Source organism: Klebsiella sp. WP8-S18-ESBL-06 (assembly GCF_014169755.1).
GTDB classification, from domain to species: Bacteria; Pseudomonadota; Gammaproteobacteria; order Enterobacterales; family Enterobacteriaceae; genus Kluyvera; species Kluyvera ascorbata_B.
Genome location: NZ_AP022256.1, coordinates 2,497,896 through 2,510,788, shown reverse-complemented (window position 1 = coordinate 2,510,788; position 12,893 = coordinate 2,497,896). Strand labels below are relative to the sequence as shown.

Sequence of the window (12,893 nt, the reverse complement as noted above, 5' to 3'; positions counted from 1 at the left end):
TTAAGGTAACTTGCTGCCCGTGGCGCGCTTGAGCGCGATATGGGCAGTGATTTTCAGTCTTAGCAAACGCCAGAACACCCACAATAATGTGGCGGCGGAAATGGCGGCCGTCAGCATATAGGTGTCATTGTAGGCGAGGATATTGGCCTCCAGCGTTGAGGCGGTTTGTAGCAGTGAGCTGGCCTGTACGTTAAGCAGTGCGCTGTCGCCTATCTGGCTTTGATACTGCTGGGCATACTGCTGCAAACGTTCGTTAATAATCGGGTTCAGCGTGGTTAACTGATCGGCAAGCTGACTGGAGTGAAATTTTTCACGCCAGGTCTGGAATGTGCCGAGAATAGCCGAGCCCAGCAGGCCGCCAACGTTTTGACTCATGCCGAACAGCACCGAGAAACTGACCAGATTGCGCTGGTCAGCCACCACGCCGCCGATGCCCGCCAGCATGGCCGGGGCAAGGAAAAACGCGCTGCCGAAACCGAGCAGGAACTGACTGAGCATCAGTTGATCCGGCCGGGTCAGGCTGTTGGATTGGCTGTCGAGCAGCGAAGCCGCCATGATAAGCGCCAGCGCGGTGGCGGTTGGCCAGTAGAGGCGGCGCGGGTTGAGCGTCAGGCAACTGGCGACAATGCCGCAGATGATACCGGCGAAAATCGACCAGGCCAGCGTGGTCATCTGTTCGTTTTGCAAGCCAACATACTGGAGCCAGCCGATGACGCCGGTGTTTTGCTCTGCCAGCACAATACGGATGAGCACCATAATCAGCCCCAGACGCAGAATACTGCCGCTGGAGAGCCAGCGCGTATTCAGCAGCGGATTACTGCGGTTGTGTTCGAACGCAATAGCGCTGACGATAAGGACGATAGCGCCAGCCAGCGACCAGCCGATCCACGGCGCTTCAAACCACCAGTCGAGGCGGCCAAGTGAGAGCACCGCGCAGACCAGCGCCATTCCGGGGGCCAGCAGCAGAAAGGTAATGAAGTCTTTTTTCTCAAAGACCTTTATACGATCGCTGGGCGGCAGCTTCAGGGCAATCACGCAGGCCAGCGAGACCAGCGCCAGACCCAGTTCAAAGAAATACAGCCCGCGCCATTCATCAATTTGTAGCAGTTCGGTTGAGAACAGCCGGGCGAGGGGGATCGCCAGCGACGAACCGGTAATGCCGATCGTCAACGCCTTCAGGCGATGCTTTGCCGGCCATGCCTGCACCTGATAGTAAATACCTAACGAGCTAAGCGCGGCAGCCACCATGCCGTGTGCGGCTCGCACCATCAGCGCGGAGCTGAGATCGTTAACGAATAAATGGAAAAAGGTGACCAGTACATACAGCACCAGAAAGCCTTCGGTGAACGCCCGCAGGCCAAACTGCTGGCGGAACTTCACCAGCAGAAGATTAATGGAGACGTTGGTCATCACGTACACCGCCGGTAGCCAGGCGATTTCGTTTGACCAGGCGGAGAACGAGCCCTGTAAATTCTGCAAATTAGCGGTGACGACCGCATTTCCCAACGCACCGGTCAGGCACACCAGCAGGCCAACGATGCCGTAGGCAATACGCCTGGGCGTGCTGTGAATTGGGGTTGAGGGGGAACCGAGAATGGCCGGTTTTTCGTGCGGTGCCCAGTCGCGAGGGGCGTAGGGATCGCGGCGCGGAGGAGCCATTATTTCTTCTCCACTTCACGCAGCAGCTTGAGCAGCACATCGTACGTCTGTGCCTGCTCTTGCGGCGTGAGGACGGTCAGAATTTCTTCTCGTAACGCATCCGCGACGGCTTTGACCTGGTGATACAGCGCGAGCCCTTGCTCGGTCGCAATCAGCAGGCGTTTGCGTTTGTCCTGCTCGGTGAGGACGCGTTCGACCAGCCCCTGGGCGACCAATCGGTTAATGAGCGGCACCACGGTAGCCGTTTCCACGCCGAGCTCTTGCGCTAGTTCCGTTTGCGAGAGCGGCCGTTCATTACGGGCAATGCTGGCAACGGCAACCCAACTGGCCTGGCTCATGCCGAGCGCTTTCAGCCGACGGTCGACGGCAAGCCGCCAGTGGTGAGCGGTCAAATAGAGCAGATGGGAGAAATTCAGCTGGCGGTTATCCATGGCATCATCGTTAAAATCATTAGAGCTCTAATGATTTTAGATTCGCCGGAACCCATAATTCAAGAGAATGTGAAAAATAAAAGTTAGTAGAACGTTGCTATTTGTGGGTGGCCCGGGCGAACGCAATGGCGTCGCCCGGGGACCGCATTAGATTTGACTGGTTTGTGCGTTAACCGTTTCGGATTGGCGTTTACGACGGCTGGCGAAGAAAATCGCCGTCAGCGAGATAGCCACGGTCGCACCCAGATACCAGGCAACCGGCACCCAATCGCCGTTGTATTTCGCCAGCAAACCGGTGGCGATTAACGGCGCGGTACCGCCGGCCAGCGCAGCGCCAATTTGATAACCGAGCGTAATGCCCGTATAGCGGACGTTAGCGCTGAAAATCTCCGAACACAGCGTACCCAGTACGGCGGTGATCGGCGACCACAGCACCCCAAAGGTGATCACCGTTGCCACGATAATCCCCCAGGTGGTGCCGGTATTGAGCAGCATAAACCATGGCACGATAAACAGGCCCAGCAGCACGACGCTGATAGCATACATTCGCTGACGGCCGATTTTATCGGAAAGCAGGCCCATCAGCGGAATCATGACCGTGGAGACCAGGGCTCCGAGGGTCACCGCTTCCAGCACCTGTGATTTTTGGTAGGTCAAGGTGGTGGTGGCATAGCTGACAACGAAGGTTGAGAAAATATAGAACGGCGCGGTCTCTACCACCTTGAGCCCGGCGGCAATAACCACTTCACGCCAGTGATGAGTTAAGGTCTCGCGCAGCGGCGCTTTGGCGACGTTACCGGAGGCTTTCACTTTTTTGAACTCCGGCGTTTCATCGATATCTTTACGGATCCACAGGCCAATCAGCACCAGTACCGCGCTCATCAGGAATGGGATACGCCATCCCCAGGAGAGGAACTGTTCTTCGCTGAACAGCGTCATCAGCGAGACGATAAACGTTGCCATCAGCATACCGATGGTGACGCCCGCCTGTGGAATACTACCGAAGAAACCTTTACGTTTTTCCGGCGCGTATTCGTAGGCCAGCAGCAGCGCGCCGCCCCATTCGCCGCCAATGCCCATCCCCTGAATGATACGCATCAGAATCAGCAGAATAGGTGCCCAGATACCAATCTGATCGTAGGTGGGCAGCAGGCCTATCATCACGGTTGCGCTGCCCATTAGCGACAGGGTTAACACCAGCGTTTTTTTACGGCCAATACGGTCGCCAATGTGGGCAAAAATCACGCCGCCGATCGGGCGAATAAAGAACGTCAGGGAGAAAGAGAGATACGAGAGAATCAGGCCAATGACCGGGTCAACCATCGGGAAAAAGATCTTGTTGAACACCAATGCGGCAGCCGTGCCGTAAAGAAAATAATCAAACCATTCAATGGAACTGCCCGTCAGGCTAGCAATCAAAACCCTTTTATTCTTTTTCAGGATTGTGGTGCTGCTTTCTTGTATTGTCATGAAGAATAACTCCCGCCACATTGGGTTAAAATCAGGTGTCACCTTTTTGATGTTGTGGGTGCAACCTGGATTGTGAAAAAGGTTGTGTGTTTGTTAAGCAAATTAGATATGTGCGTTATTTTTGGCAAGCGTGGTATTGAAATTTGTGAGTAAAAATGAGAGTCATTTTCATTAATTGGAACTGTGGCTTGCGGATTTATTGGGTTTAAATACTGAAAAAATCTGATTTAATAGCGGATTATTCAGGTGCAACCGCATTGTTTTTAGACGTTTCTGGTTATTTCATTATTGTTACAAATTGGCTGCGATGAGGCGCTTTTCCGCACTCTGTGAGCCTGTATTAAAAGGAGTTGTGCGCGCGATGAGTCTGTTACATTTATCGGAAACCTCGGTTGAGGATGCCAACCTTCTCGGCGGATGGCTGGCGCAGGATGATTTCTCCGCACGCCCCTGTGCTGCGGAGAGTCAACTGGTCGTATTGGCGGGTAACGCGGTTATGCCAACCATTGACGCCGCCTGTCGGCTGGTCAGCGAACATGGCGGAACGCTGCTGATTAGCGGCGGCATTGGCCACTCAACGTCGTTTCTTTATGACGCCATCGTCCATCATCCGCGCTATTGCAGCATTGCCACCCAGGGCGAACCGGAGGCGGTGCTGCTGGCGGAAATCGCCCAGCGTTTCTGGCAAATCCCGCGATCGCGGATTGTGGTTGAGGCGCAGTCGACCAACTGCGGTGAGAACGCGGAGTTTACCCGCCAGGTGATGGAAGAAAAGGGCATCCGCGTAGCCAGTGCCACGGTGGTGCAGGACCCAACGATGCAGCGCCGTACCATGGCGACCTTTGCCCGTGTCTGGCAGGGCGTTGAGTACGCGCCGCGCTGGCTAAGCTACCCGGGTTACCTTCCCGTGGTGGATTATACCCCGCAGGGCATTCTCTGGCGGCAGCCGGACAATGGCGTCTGGCCGCTAGCGCGCTATTTATCGTTGATTTTGGGCGAATTGCCGCGTTTGCGCGACAATGCAGACGGCTATGGTCCACAAGGAAAGGGATTTATCGCTCATGTCGATATTCCGCAGGACGTTGAGGCCGCGTGGCAGCGGTTAACCGCCGACCCGCAGCTACAGCAAATATTAGCGAGCCGCCGTATGGCATAATGAGTCTCTCCGGCCAGGCGCAGCGACGCCGGAGGGGCATACCGCTTAGCGGAAACTCCACTGCATGCTCACGACAAATATCGACGGTAAAATCACGCCGCTTTCAATCCCGAAGTTGTCGGTAAAATTATACTGCAGCCCGTGGTAAATATACGGTGAAAAGCCTACACCGGTGATTTTCTTCGCCGTATGGTAAGCCCCTTCATCGCCGCAGTGTTTAAAGGCATCAAAAAAGAACTCTCCCGTATAGGCGTATACGCCTTTAAAGGTCCAGCCTTTATTGCTGTTCGTGCCGTTTAACCAGTCGCGGCGCACGCCCAGCGTCAGGCAGCGATCGGCAAAGCTGTTTTTCATGGTTCCAACGAGGACGCTGTATTTTGACTCGGCGGAGAATTTACGCTCGACGGAGAAGAATTGGTTGTTGAAATTCTCATTATATTGCCCGTGATTCCCGGTCATATGATAAACGAATGACCCGGTATTCACGGAATACAGATTTAACTCACTCGCGATGCTCGACGCAGCTGGCGTCATTGCTGACATAAATACCAGCGCGTTGGCGATTTTACGCATGATAAAACTCAGAAAGAACTCAAAAGTAAAATAATATCCTTCATCATACATTCTGCGTAATAAACAAAGGTTCAACCAAGCTGGAACGGTAGTTTATTATTTGTGCCGTATCGGCGTTATCTTTACGCGTGACCTCACATAAACGGCGTGAACCGGTTGGGGAAAGTTGCCAAATTGTATATGTGTTTAACAATATTTTTACCTGTTAAACACTCACGCAGAAAGGAGCAGCTTATGACGTCACCCGTACAACATCCGATGTATATCGATGGCCAGTTTGTCAACTGGCAGGGCGAAGGCTGGATTGATGTGATTAACCCGGCAACGGAGGTGTGCCTTTCACGCATCCCCGATGGCGACGCTGAACAGGCGAAAAGGGCGATTGATGCTGCCGAACGCGCCCAGCCTGGATGGGAGGCGTTGCCTGCGATTGAACGCGCAGGGTGGTTGCGCAAAATTGCCGCCGGCATCCGCGCGCGTTCATCGGAAATCAGCAAGCTGATCGTCGCCGAAGGCGGAAAAATACAGCAGTTGGCTGAGGTGGAAGTGAATTTTACCGCTGATTACATTGAGTATATGGCTGAATGGGCGCGTCGTTATGACGGCGAGATCCTGCAAAGCGACCGTGCCGGTGAAAATATTTTTGTCTTTAAACGTGCGCTGGGCGTAACCACCGGGATCCTGCCGTGGAATTTTCCGTTCTTCCTGATAGCCCGTAAGCTGGCGCCTGCATTGATTACCGGCAATACCATTGTGATTAAGCCGAGCGAGTTTACGCCAAATAACGCCGTTGCTTTTGCCGAAATTGTTCACGATATCGGGCTGCCTAAAGGGGTCTTTAACCTGGTGCTGGGGCGCGGTGAGACCGTGGGCCAGGAACTGGCGGGCAATCCGAAGGTCGCGATGGTTAGCATGACCGGTAGCGTAACGGCGGGCGAGAAGATTATGACGGCGGCGGCCAAAAATATCACCAAAGTTTGCCTTGAACTGGGCGGCAAGGCCCCGGCCATTGTGCTGGATGATGCCGACATTGCGCTGGCGGTGAAGGCAATTGTTGATTCCCGCGTGATCAATAGCGGGCAGGTGTGCAACTGCGCGGAACGCGTGTACGTGCAGAAAGGCATTTACGATAGCTTCGTGAGTCAACTGGGCGAAGCGATGAAGGCGGTCTCATTCGGCGATCCGACGGAGCGTAATGATATCGCCATGGGGCCGTTGATTAATGCTGCGGCATTGGCGCGCGTTGAGCAAAAGGTGGCGAAGGCCGTTGCTGAAGGGGCAAACGTGGTGCTCGGCGGCAAAGCGGTGCAAGGCCCGGGCTATTTCTACCCGCCAACCCTGCTGCTGAACGTGCGTCAGGATATGAGCATCATGCATGAAGAAACCTTCGGCCCGGTGCTGCCGGTGGTGATGTTTGATACGCTCGATGAGGCGCTAAAGATGGCTAACGACAGCGACTACGGCCTGACGTCGTCGGTGTATACCCGCGACCTCAACCTGGCGATGAAAGCGATCCGCGGGCTGAAGTTTGGTGAGACTTACATTAATCGCGAAAACTTTGAAGCGATGCAGGGTTTTCATGCGGGCTGGCGTAAGTCGGGTATTGGTGGTGCCGACGGCCGTCACGGTCTGAACGAATATTTGCAGACCCAGGTGGTTTACCTGCAATCGCAGGGGGCGTAAATCGAGTGCCATCCGGCACCTGCTGCGCCGGATGGCAGATGTCGCTAGGCTTTAGTGGCTATCCAGTTCATCATCAGCTGCGGCCATACCGCGACGGGCAGACCCTGCGCATCGCGAATACCAAAGCCGTGCCGCCCCTGCTCAAACAGGTGCATTTCGACCGGTACGCCCTGAGCATGCAGGGCGTTAAACAGTGCGATGCTGTTCTCCACTTTGACCGCCGGGTCATCCACAGCATGCAAAATAAAGGTGGGCGGTGCTTCCGGCGTCACTCTTTTTTCCAGCGAGTAATGTGCGCGTTGCGCAGCGCTCGGCATATGGCCGATCAGTGCCTGGCGAGAGCCTGCGTGGCCAAACGCGTCGTCCATACTGATAACCGGGTAAACCAGCGCCATAAAATCAGGGCGTGCGCAAAGGTCGTCAATGGGGTCTTGTGAAGGGTATACGGTTTCCTCGTATCGGGTGCCGAGGCTAGCGGCGACGTGACCGCCAGAGGAAAATCCCAGTACCCCGAGTTTATCGGGCTGTAGGCCCCAGTCAGCCGCCCGGCTGCGGATCGTGCGCATGGCTCGCTGCACGTCGGCCAGCGGCGCATTCGCCCCCTCGAGGTGCCCATCGTCGGGCAGGCGGTAGGTCATCACGAAAAGCGTATAGCCTCGCGCGGTAAACTCCGGGGCCAGCGCTGTGCCTTCTTTGTCCAGCACGACGCGGCGGTAGGAGCCGCCGGGCGTGACCAGAATACCCACGCCGTTTGGTCGTTCGGGTTCAAACACCGTAATGTGCGGCGCGCGGATGCCGGTTACCGCACGATCCCATTCGCTGGGGCCGGTGTGATCGGCCTCCAGCGCGGGGACCGCATGGCTATTGCGTGCACCGGGCGCATCGCCTTCGGGCCATAGTGAAAACGTGGTGGCCGCGCGGGCGGCTTTATCCATCCGCGCCAGCAAATCTTCCTGGGTGACAACGTGCATTTTCTCCTCCTTGGTGTGGTGTTTATGGCGGTTACCGTCCTCAGCGGCAGGTTTTTTCGTGCGCCAGCAGCCAGGCTTTACGCGCAACGCCGCCGCCATAGCCGGTCATACTGCCGTCTTTGCCGATAACCCGGTGGCAGGGAATAACGATAGCAATACGGTTCACGCCGTTGGCGGCTGCGACCGCGCGTGCGGCGGTGGGGTGATTCAGACTCTCCGCCAGCGCCTGGTAATGGGTGGTTTCACCGCTGGGCAACTGGCGCAGCGCGGCCCACACGCGGCGCTGAAAATCACTACCGGGCGTATCGAGTGCCAGAGTAAAAGCGCGGCGCGTGCCGGCAAAATATTCACCGATTTCTCGCTCTGCCAGGCGGGTATGCGCGTTCTGACCGGCGATAATCTGCGCGCGCAGCAGACGCTGAAGATCGCTGAATTCGGTTTCCAGCATACGACGGTCGACAAACTCCAGCAGACAGACGCCGCGCTCGGTAGCGCAAACGAACATTGGCCCGAGCGGGGTGGTAAAGCGGTGGATAACGATCGTTTGCTGCCGAGCGGCCGGTGAGTGGCCGGTGAGTTTTTTACAGGTATAACCAAAACCGCTCAGCGAGTCGTAGCCATTGTCGAAGGCGACATCAGTGGCACTGCGGCCGCCTCTCAACTCTTGCAGCGCGACATTCACTCGCTGCATCCGCTGGAACGCCTGAAAGGTGATGCCATGATGCTGCAAAAACCAGCGGCGAACGCGCTCGGGGCTGATGCGATGCTCGCGCAGTTGACTATCGCTAATCCGCGCTTTGGGCGTCAGACGCACCAGCGCCAGCGCCTGCTCAATATAAGGCGGTGCGGTACAGGCATTTTCCGTGGGGCGGCACACTTTGCAGGGACGAAAACCGGCATCGAGCGCCGATTTGAAGTCACTGTAAAATTCAACGTTTTCTCGTTTGGGCTTCCGCGCCCGGCACACGGCAATGCAAAACACCCCGGTCGTTTTTACGCCGACGAAAAATACCCCGGTATATTCTGACGCACGCGCCAGCAGCGCCTGGTACCAGCGATCACACTGCGCGCTATCGGTAATTTTCATCGTTAAAGACTCCTGCGAATGACTGCTGCTGCTGAACGGTTAACAGTAGATCGTTTAGCCGATGTTGTATTGCACTATGTAGCGCATTCCCCATCGAAATGCGGCGTACGCCAAGTTTTGCCAGCGTGGTAAAGTCGCTGAGCCCGGGAATGGCCATGACGTTCAACGGCAGTCGGGTGTGCTGAACCAGCGCCGCAATATCCTGTGCTTCGATGACGCAGGGAATGAAGAGACCGTCCGCGCCGCAGGCAGCATAACGCGTTATTCGTGACAGTGTCACATCAAGGGCGTCGGTAAGACCGAGTAAAAAAGCATCGCTGCGCACATTGATAAACAGCGAGCAGCGATGGAAGACCAGCGCCGTACGAACCGCCTGCAGGCGCTGGCTGAAGAGGTCAGGATCTTCAAGCTTACGCACGCCATCAATGACCCGACTGTCCTCCAGATTGATGCCGACAACGCCCATCTCAGCCAGCTGGCGCAAATGGAGAGTCATATCTTCGGCGGTCGTGGCGTAGCCTGCTTCAACGTCTACGCTGAGGGGCAGCGAACAGACGGCGCGGATGCGGCGTACGATCAACAGCAGGGCGTCAAATGGCAGGGCTTCGCCATCGGGATACCCGAGCATGGCGGCAACGGCAGCGCTCGAGGTGCCTATCGCCTGATAACCGGCTCGCTGCGCAGCCTGCGCGCTGGGCACGTCCCAGACGTTGGCGATAACTAAGGGTTTTTGTTGATAATGTTGGGCAGTGAAATCCATGGGTGTCTCCGGTTGTGTGTGCAGACGGAGTGTGCCGCTACGGCAACCCTGCTCACAACCGAAAATTGGACGACCATTTTGTGAGAAAAGGCGGGCGCTAAGCACCCGCCGGAGGGGTTACATTTTGGCGAATTTCTCCAGCACGCGAATCAGCTGCGTCACAAAACCGTATTCGTTATCGTACCAGGAGACGGTTTTAACCAGCTGCAGGCCGCCGGCTTCGGTGACCTCCGTTTGCGTGGCGTCAAACACGGAACCAAAATGGGTGCCGATGATATCGGAAGAGACAATTTCTTCTTCGGTGTAGCCGAACGATTCATTGTTTTCGGCCGCTTTTTTCATCACCTGATTAACTTCATCGGCGGTCACTTTTTTGCCGAGAATCGACACCAGTTCCGTTACCGATCCGGTTTTGGTCGGCACGCGTTGAGCATGACCTTTGAGCTTGCCGCTCAGCGCCGGGATAACCAGACCGATCGCTTTGGCCGCGCCGGTGGTATGCGGAATGATATTCTCCGCCGCCGCGCGCGACGCGCGCAGGTCTTTGCCGCGCGGCCCGTCGACCAGCGACTGGGTGCCGGTGTAGGCGTGAATGGTCGTCATGGTACCCACTTCAATGCCGAATGCATCGTTGAGCGCTTTAGCCATCGGCGCCAGGCAGTTGGTGGTGCACGAGGCGACGGAAATAATCTTATCACTGGCGTTCAGCGTGTCGTCGTTGACGTTAAAGACCAGGGTTTTCATCTCTCCGGCTGGCGCGGAGACCAGCACTTTTTTAGCCCCGGCATCAAGGTGCGCCTGTGATTTTTCGGTTGAGGTGTAGAAGCCGGTGCACTCTACGATAAGCTCGGCGCCCTGGGCCGTCCACGGGATATTTTTGGCATCTTTTTCGGCATAAACGGTGATGGTTTTGCCGTTGACGATCAGCGCGTTGTCGGTGAAATCGACGCTCCATGGGAAGGGGCCGTAGTTCGAATCATGCTTTAAAAGATAAGCCAGTACTTTTGGCGACGTCAGGTCGTTAATCGCCACCACTTCATGACTGCTGGATACTTCCAGTAACCGGCGCAGCACCAGACGGCCGATGCGCCCAAACCCGTTAATGCCAATTTTACTCATGTTACTCTCCTGTCAGTGATGGGCCTTTACCCAATATCGGTACTTAACAATCGCTGATAAATAAGTGTGGATGATATGTTTCACCTGTCCAGGCTTAGGGAAGGTGCGAATAAGCAGGTCATTTCTTCCAAAGCTGACTCGCTGATTAAAATTTCGCGGATCTGGGCCGATTTTTTTCCCGCAAACACATCGAATCAGCCTATTTAGGCTATTTTTTCCGCCATTTCTGGCGTTATTTCCGGTTTTTAGTGAGATCTCTCCCACTGACGTATCATTTGGTCCACCCGAAACAGGTTGGCCAGGGTGAATAACATCGCCAGTTGGTTATCATTTTTCAGCAGCCCCTTGTATCTGGCTTTCACGAAGCCGAACTGCCGCTTGATGATGCGAAACGGGTGCTCCACCTTGGCACGGATGCTGGCTTTCATGTATTCGATGTTGATGGCCGTTTTGTTCTTGCGCGGATGCTGCTTCAAGGTTTTTACCTTGCCGGGACGCTCGGCGATCAGCCAGTCCACATCCACCTCGGCCAGCTCCTCGCGCTGTGGCGCTCCTTGGTAGCCGGCATCGGCTGAGACAAATTGCTCCTCTCCATGAAGCAGATTACTCAGCTGATTGAGGTCATGCTCGTTGGCCGCGGTGGTGACCAGGCTGTGGGTCAGGCCACTCTTGGCATCGACACCAATGTGGGCCTTCATGCCAAAGTGCCACTGATTGCCTTTCTTGGTCTGATGCATCTCCGGATCGCGTTGCTGCTCTTTGTTCTTGGTAGAGCTGGGTGCCTCAATGATGGTGGCATCCACCAAAGTGCCTTGGGTCATCATGACGCCTGCTTCGGCCAGCCAGCGATTGATGGTCTTGAACAATTGACGGGCCAGTTGATGCTGCTCGAGCAGGTGGCGGAAATTCATGATGGTGGTGCGATCCGGCAGGGCGCTATCCAGGGATAATCGGGCAAACAGGCGCATGGAGGCGATTTCGTACAGGGCATCTTCCATGGCACCGTCGCTCAGGTTGTACCAATGCTGCATGCAGTGAATACGCAGCATGGTCTCCAGCGGATAGGGCCGTCGGCCATTGCCCGCCTTGGGATAAAACGGCTCGATGACAGCGGTCATATTCTGCCATGGCAGAATATGCTCCATGCGGGAGAGGAAAATCTCTTTTCGGGTCTGACGGCGCTTAGTGCTGAATTCACTATCGGCGAAGGTGAGTTGATGGCTCATGATGTCCCTCTGGGATGCGCTCCGGATGAACATGATGATCTCATATCAGGAACTTGTTCGCACCTTCCTTAGTTCAGCCAGGGCTGAAGGGCAATGTAAGCGTGATAAAATAATTTGTAGTGATATGAAAAAGTTAATGAATTTTTAATGAATGGAAGCTATTTTTGTCTTTATGTGAATTTTTAGCGTGACATCAACAATGAACGACAAATACTCCCGCTTGCAAATTACGATCCACTGGTTGGTGTTCCTGCTGGTGGTTGTGGCCTACGCCGCCATGGAGTTGCGCGGTTTTTTCCCGCGTAGCGATCGCCCAATCATCAATATGATTCACGTTTCCTGTGGCATCAGCATTCTGCTGCTGATGGTGGCGCGCCTGTTGATTCGTCTCAAACGACCGGCGCCGCCGATTGTGCCGAAACCAAAGCCGATGATCACCGGTTTGTCGCACCTGGGGCATCTGGCTATCTATCTGCTGTTTATTGCCTTGCCGCTTATCGGATTAGTCATGATGTACAATCGTGGGAACCCGTGGCTGGCGTTTGGCATGGTGATGCCGCATGCCGCTGAGGCGAATTTCGATCTGGCCGATACGCTTAAGCAATATCACGTTCTGCTTGCTAATCTCGGCTACTGGCTGATAGGGCTGCACGCTCTGGCTGCGCTGGCGCATCACTATTTCTGGAAGGACAATACGCTGCTGCGCATGATGCCGCGCAAGCGTTAACAAGGCTTTAAACTCTCTGGGCTTCGCGTTA

The 12,893-nt window shown here is 55.3% G+C and carries 12 protein-coding genes; 3 read left to right on the top strand and 9 right to left on the bottom strand.

Features of this window, described 5'->3' with window-relative positions; all coding sequences use genetic code 11:
* The 3 genes from H7R76_RS12000 to H7R76_RS11990 form a co-directional block, all read right to left on the bottom strand.
* Window positions 1-1,659, bottom strand: a complete 1,659-nt coding sequence (locus tag H7R76_RS12000; RefSeq protein ID WP_182965305.1) for an MFS transporter — start codon at window positions 1,657-1,659, stop codon at window positions 1-3.
* The gene (locus H7R76_RS11995; protein WP_106929157.1) at window positions 1,659-2,090 is read right to left on the bottom strand and encodes a MarR family winged helix-turn-helix transcriptional regulator; all 432 of its coding nucleotides are present in this window, start codon (window positions 2,088-2,090) and stop codon (window positions 1,659-1,661) included. Before H7R76_RS11995 ends, H7R76_RS12000 begins: the two co-directional genes overlap by 1 nt.
* Window positions 2,091-2,237: 147 nt before the next feature.
* A complete protein-coding gene (locus tag H7R76_RS11990) occupies window positions 2,238-3,560 on the bottom strand; it encodes an MFS transporter (protein WP_182928979.1) in 1,323 nt (440 codons plus the stop codon).
* Between the two features lie 361 nt (window positions 3,561-3,921).
* On the opposite strand from H7R76_RS11990, the gene H7R76_RS11985 reads away from it, so the two are divergent.
* Window positions 3,922-4,716 (top strand): YdcF family protein, encoded by a 795-nt coding sequence (locus H7R76_RS11985; RefSeq protein WP_182928978.1) that lies wholly within the window; start codon window positions 3,922-3,924, stop codon window positions 4,714-4,716.
* A gap of 45 nt (window positions 4,717-4,761) precedes the next feature.
* On the opposite strand, the gene H7R76_RS11980 is transcribed toward H7R76_RS11985, so the two are convergent.
* Window positions 4,762-5,259, bottom strand: a complete 498-nt coding sequence (locus tag H7R76_RS11980) for a hypothetical protein (protein WP_502711070.1) — start codon at window positions 5,257-5,259, stop codon at window positions 4,762-4,764.
* A gap of 264 nt (window positions 5,260-5,523) precedes the next feature.
* Here H7R76_RS11980 and aldA point away from each other — a divergent pair, with 264 nt between their 5' ends.
* Complete coding sequence (gene aldA / locus H7R76_RS11975) at window positions 5,524-6,972, top strand: aldehyde dehydrogenase (protein WP_182965303.1); 1,449 nt, start codon at window positions 5,524-5,526, stop codon at window positions 6,970-6,972.
* 44 nt (window positions 6,973-7,016) lie between these two features.
* Here aldA and H7R76_RS11970 read toward each other — a convergent pair whose 3' ends face one another.
* The 5 genes from H7R76_RS11970 to H7R76_RS11950 all read right to left on the bottom strand — a co-directional run bounded on the left by H7R76_RS11970 (window position 7,017) and on the right by H7R76_RS11950 (window position 12,135).
* Complete coding sequence (locus H7R76_RS11970; RefSeq protein WP_182965301.1) at window positions 7,017-7,943, bottom strand: alpha/beta hydrolase; 927 nt, start codon at window positions 7,941-7,943, stop codon at window positions 7,017-7,019.
* Between the two features lie 40 nt (window positions 7,944-7,983).
* Window positions 7,984-9,030, bottom strand: a complete 1,047-nt coding sequence (locus H7R76_RS11965; protein ID WP_182965299.1) for a bifunctional transcriptional activator/DNA repair enzyme AdaA — start codon at window positions 9,028-9,030, stop codon at window positions 7,984-7,986.
* Window positions 9,014-9,790 carry an isocitrate lyase/PEP mutase family protein gene (locus H7R76_RS11960; protein ID WP_182928975.1) on the bottom strand — a complete coding sequence of 259 codons (777 nt, stop codon included), beginning with the start codon at window positions 9,788-9,790 and terminating at the stop codon, window positions 9,014-9,016. The genes H7R76_RS11965 and H7R76_RS11960 overlap by 17 nt, the downstream gene beginning before the upstream one ends.
* 117 nt (window positions 9,791-9,907) lie before the next feature.
* On the bottom strand, window positions 9,908-10,909 hold the full coding sequence (gap, locus tag H7R76_RS11955) for a type I glyceraldehyde-3-phosphate dehydrogenase (protein WP_182965297.1): 1,002 nt from the start codon (window positions 10,907-10,909) through the stop codon (window positions 9,908-9,910).
* A gap of 245 nt (window positions 10,910-11,154) precedes the next feature.
* The gene (locus H7R76_RS11950; protein WP_182930037.1) at window positions 11,155-12,135 is read right to left on the bottom strand and encodes an IS5-like element ISKpn26 family transposase; all 981 of its coding nucleotides are present in this window, start codon (window positions 12,133-12,135) and stop codon (window positions 11,155-11,157) included.
* 199 nt (window positions 12,136-12,334) lie between these two features.
* Here H7R76_RS11950 and cybB point away from each other — a divergent pair, with 199 nt between their 5' ends.
* Window positions 12,335-12,862: a cytochrome b561 gene (cybB, locus tag H7R76_RS11945; protein ID WP_182965295.1), complete on the top strand. Its 528-nt coding sequence runs from the start codon at window positions 12,335-12,337 to the stop codon at window positions 12,860-12,862.
* Window positions 12,863-12,893 lie beyond the last annotated feature (31 nt).

What these genes read in the sequence shown, in the direction of transcription:
- H7R76_RS12000 (WP_182965305.1), bottom strand. Translation starts at nt 1,659, where the DNA reads ATGGCTCCTCCGCGCCGCGATCCCTACGCCCCTCGCGACTGGGCACCG.
- H7R76_RS11995 (WP_106929157.1), bottom strand. Translation starts at nt 2,090, where the DNA reads ATGGATAACCGCCAGCTGAATTTCTCCCATCTGCTCTATTTGACCGCT.
- H7R76_RS11990 (WP_182928979.1), bottom strand. Translation starts at nt 3,560, where the DNA reads ATGACAATACAAGAAAGCAGCACCACAATCCTGAAAAAGAATAAAAGG.
- H7R76_RS11985 (WP_182928978.1), top strand. Translation starts at nt 3,922, where the DNA reads ATGAGTCTGTTACATTTATCGGAAACCTCGGTTGAGGATGCCAACCTT.
- H7R76_RS11980 (WP_502711070.1), bottom strand. Translation starts at nt 5,259, where the DNA reads ATGTCAGCAATGACGCCAGCTGCGTCGAGCATCGCGAGTGAGTTAAAT.
- aldA (WP_182965303.1), top strand. Translation starts at nt 5,524, where the DNA reads ATGACGTCACCCGTACAACATCCGATGTATATCGATGGCCAGTTTGTC.
- H7R76_RS11970 (WP_182965301.1), bottom strand. Translation starts at nt 7,943, where the DNA reads ATGCACGTTGTCACCCAGGAAGATTTGCTGGCGCGGATGGATAAAGCC.
- H7R76_RS11965 (WP_182965299.1), bottom strand. Translation starts at nt 9,030, where the DNA reads ATGAAAATTACCGATAGCGCGCAGTGTGATCGCTGGTACCAGGCGCTG.
- H7R76_RS11960 (WP_182928975.1), bottom strand. Translation starts at nt 9,790, where the DNA reads ATGGATTTCACTGCCCAACATTATCAACAAAAACCCTTAGTTATCGCC.
- gap (WP_182965297.1), bottom strand. Translation starts at nt 10,909, where the DNA reads ATGAGTAAAATTGGCATTAACGGGTTTGGGCGCATCGGCCGTCTGGTG.
- H7R76_RS11950 (WP_182930037.1), bottom strand. Translation starts at nt 12,135, where the DNA reads ATGAGCCATCAACTCACCTTCGCCGATAGTGAATTCAGCACTAAGCGC.
- cybB (WP_182965295.1), top strand. Translation starts at nt 12,335, where the DNA reads ATGAACGACAAATACTCCCGCTTGCAAATTACGATCCACTGGTTGGTG.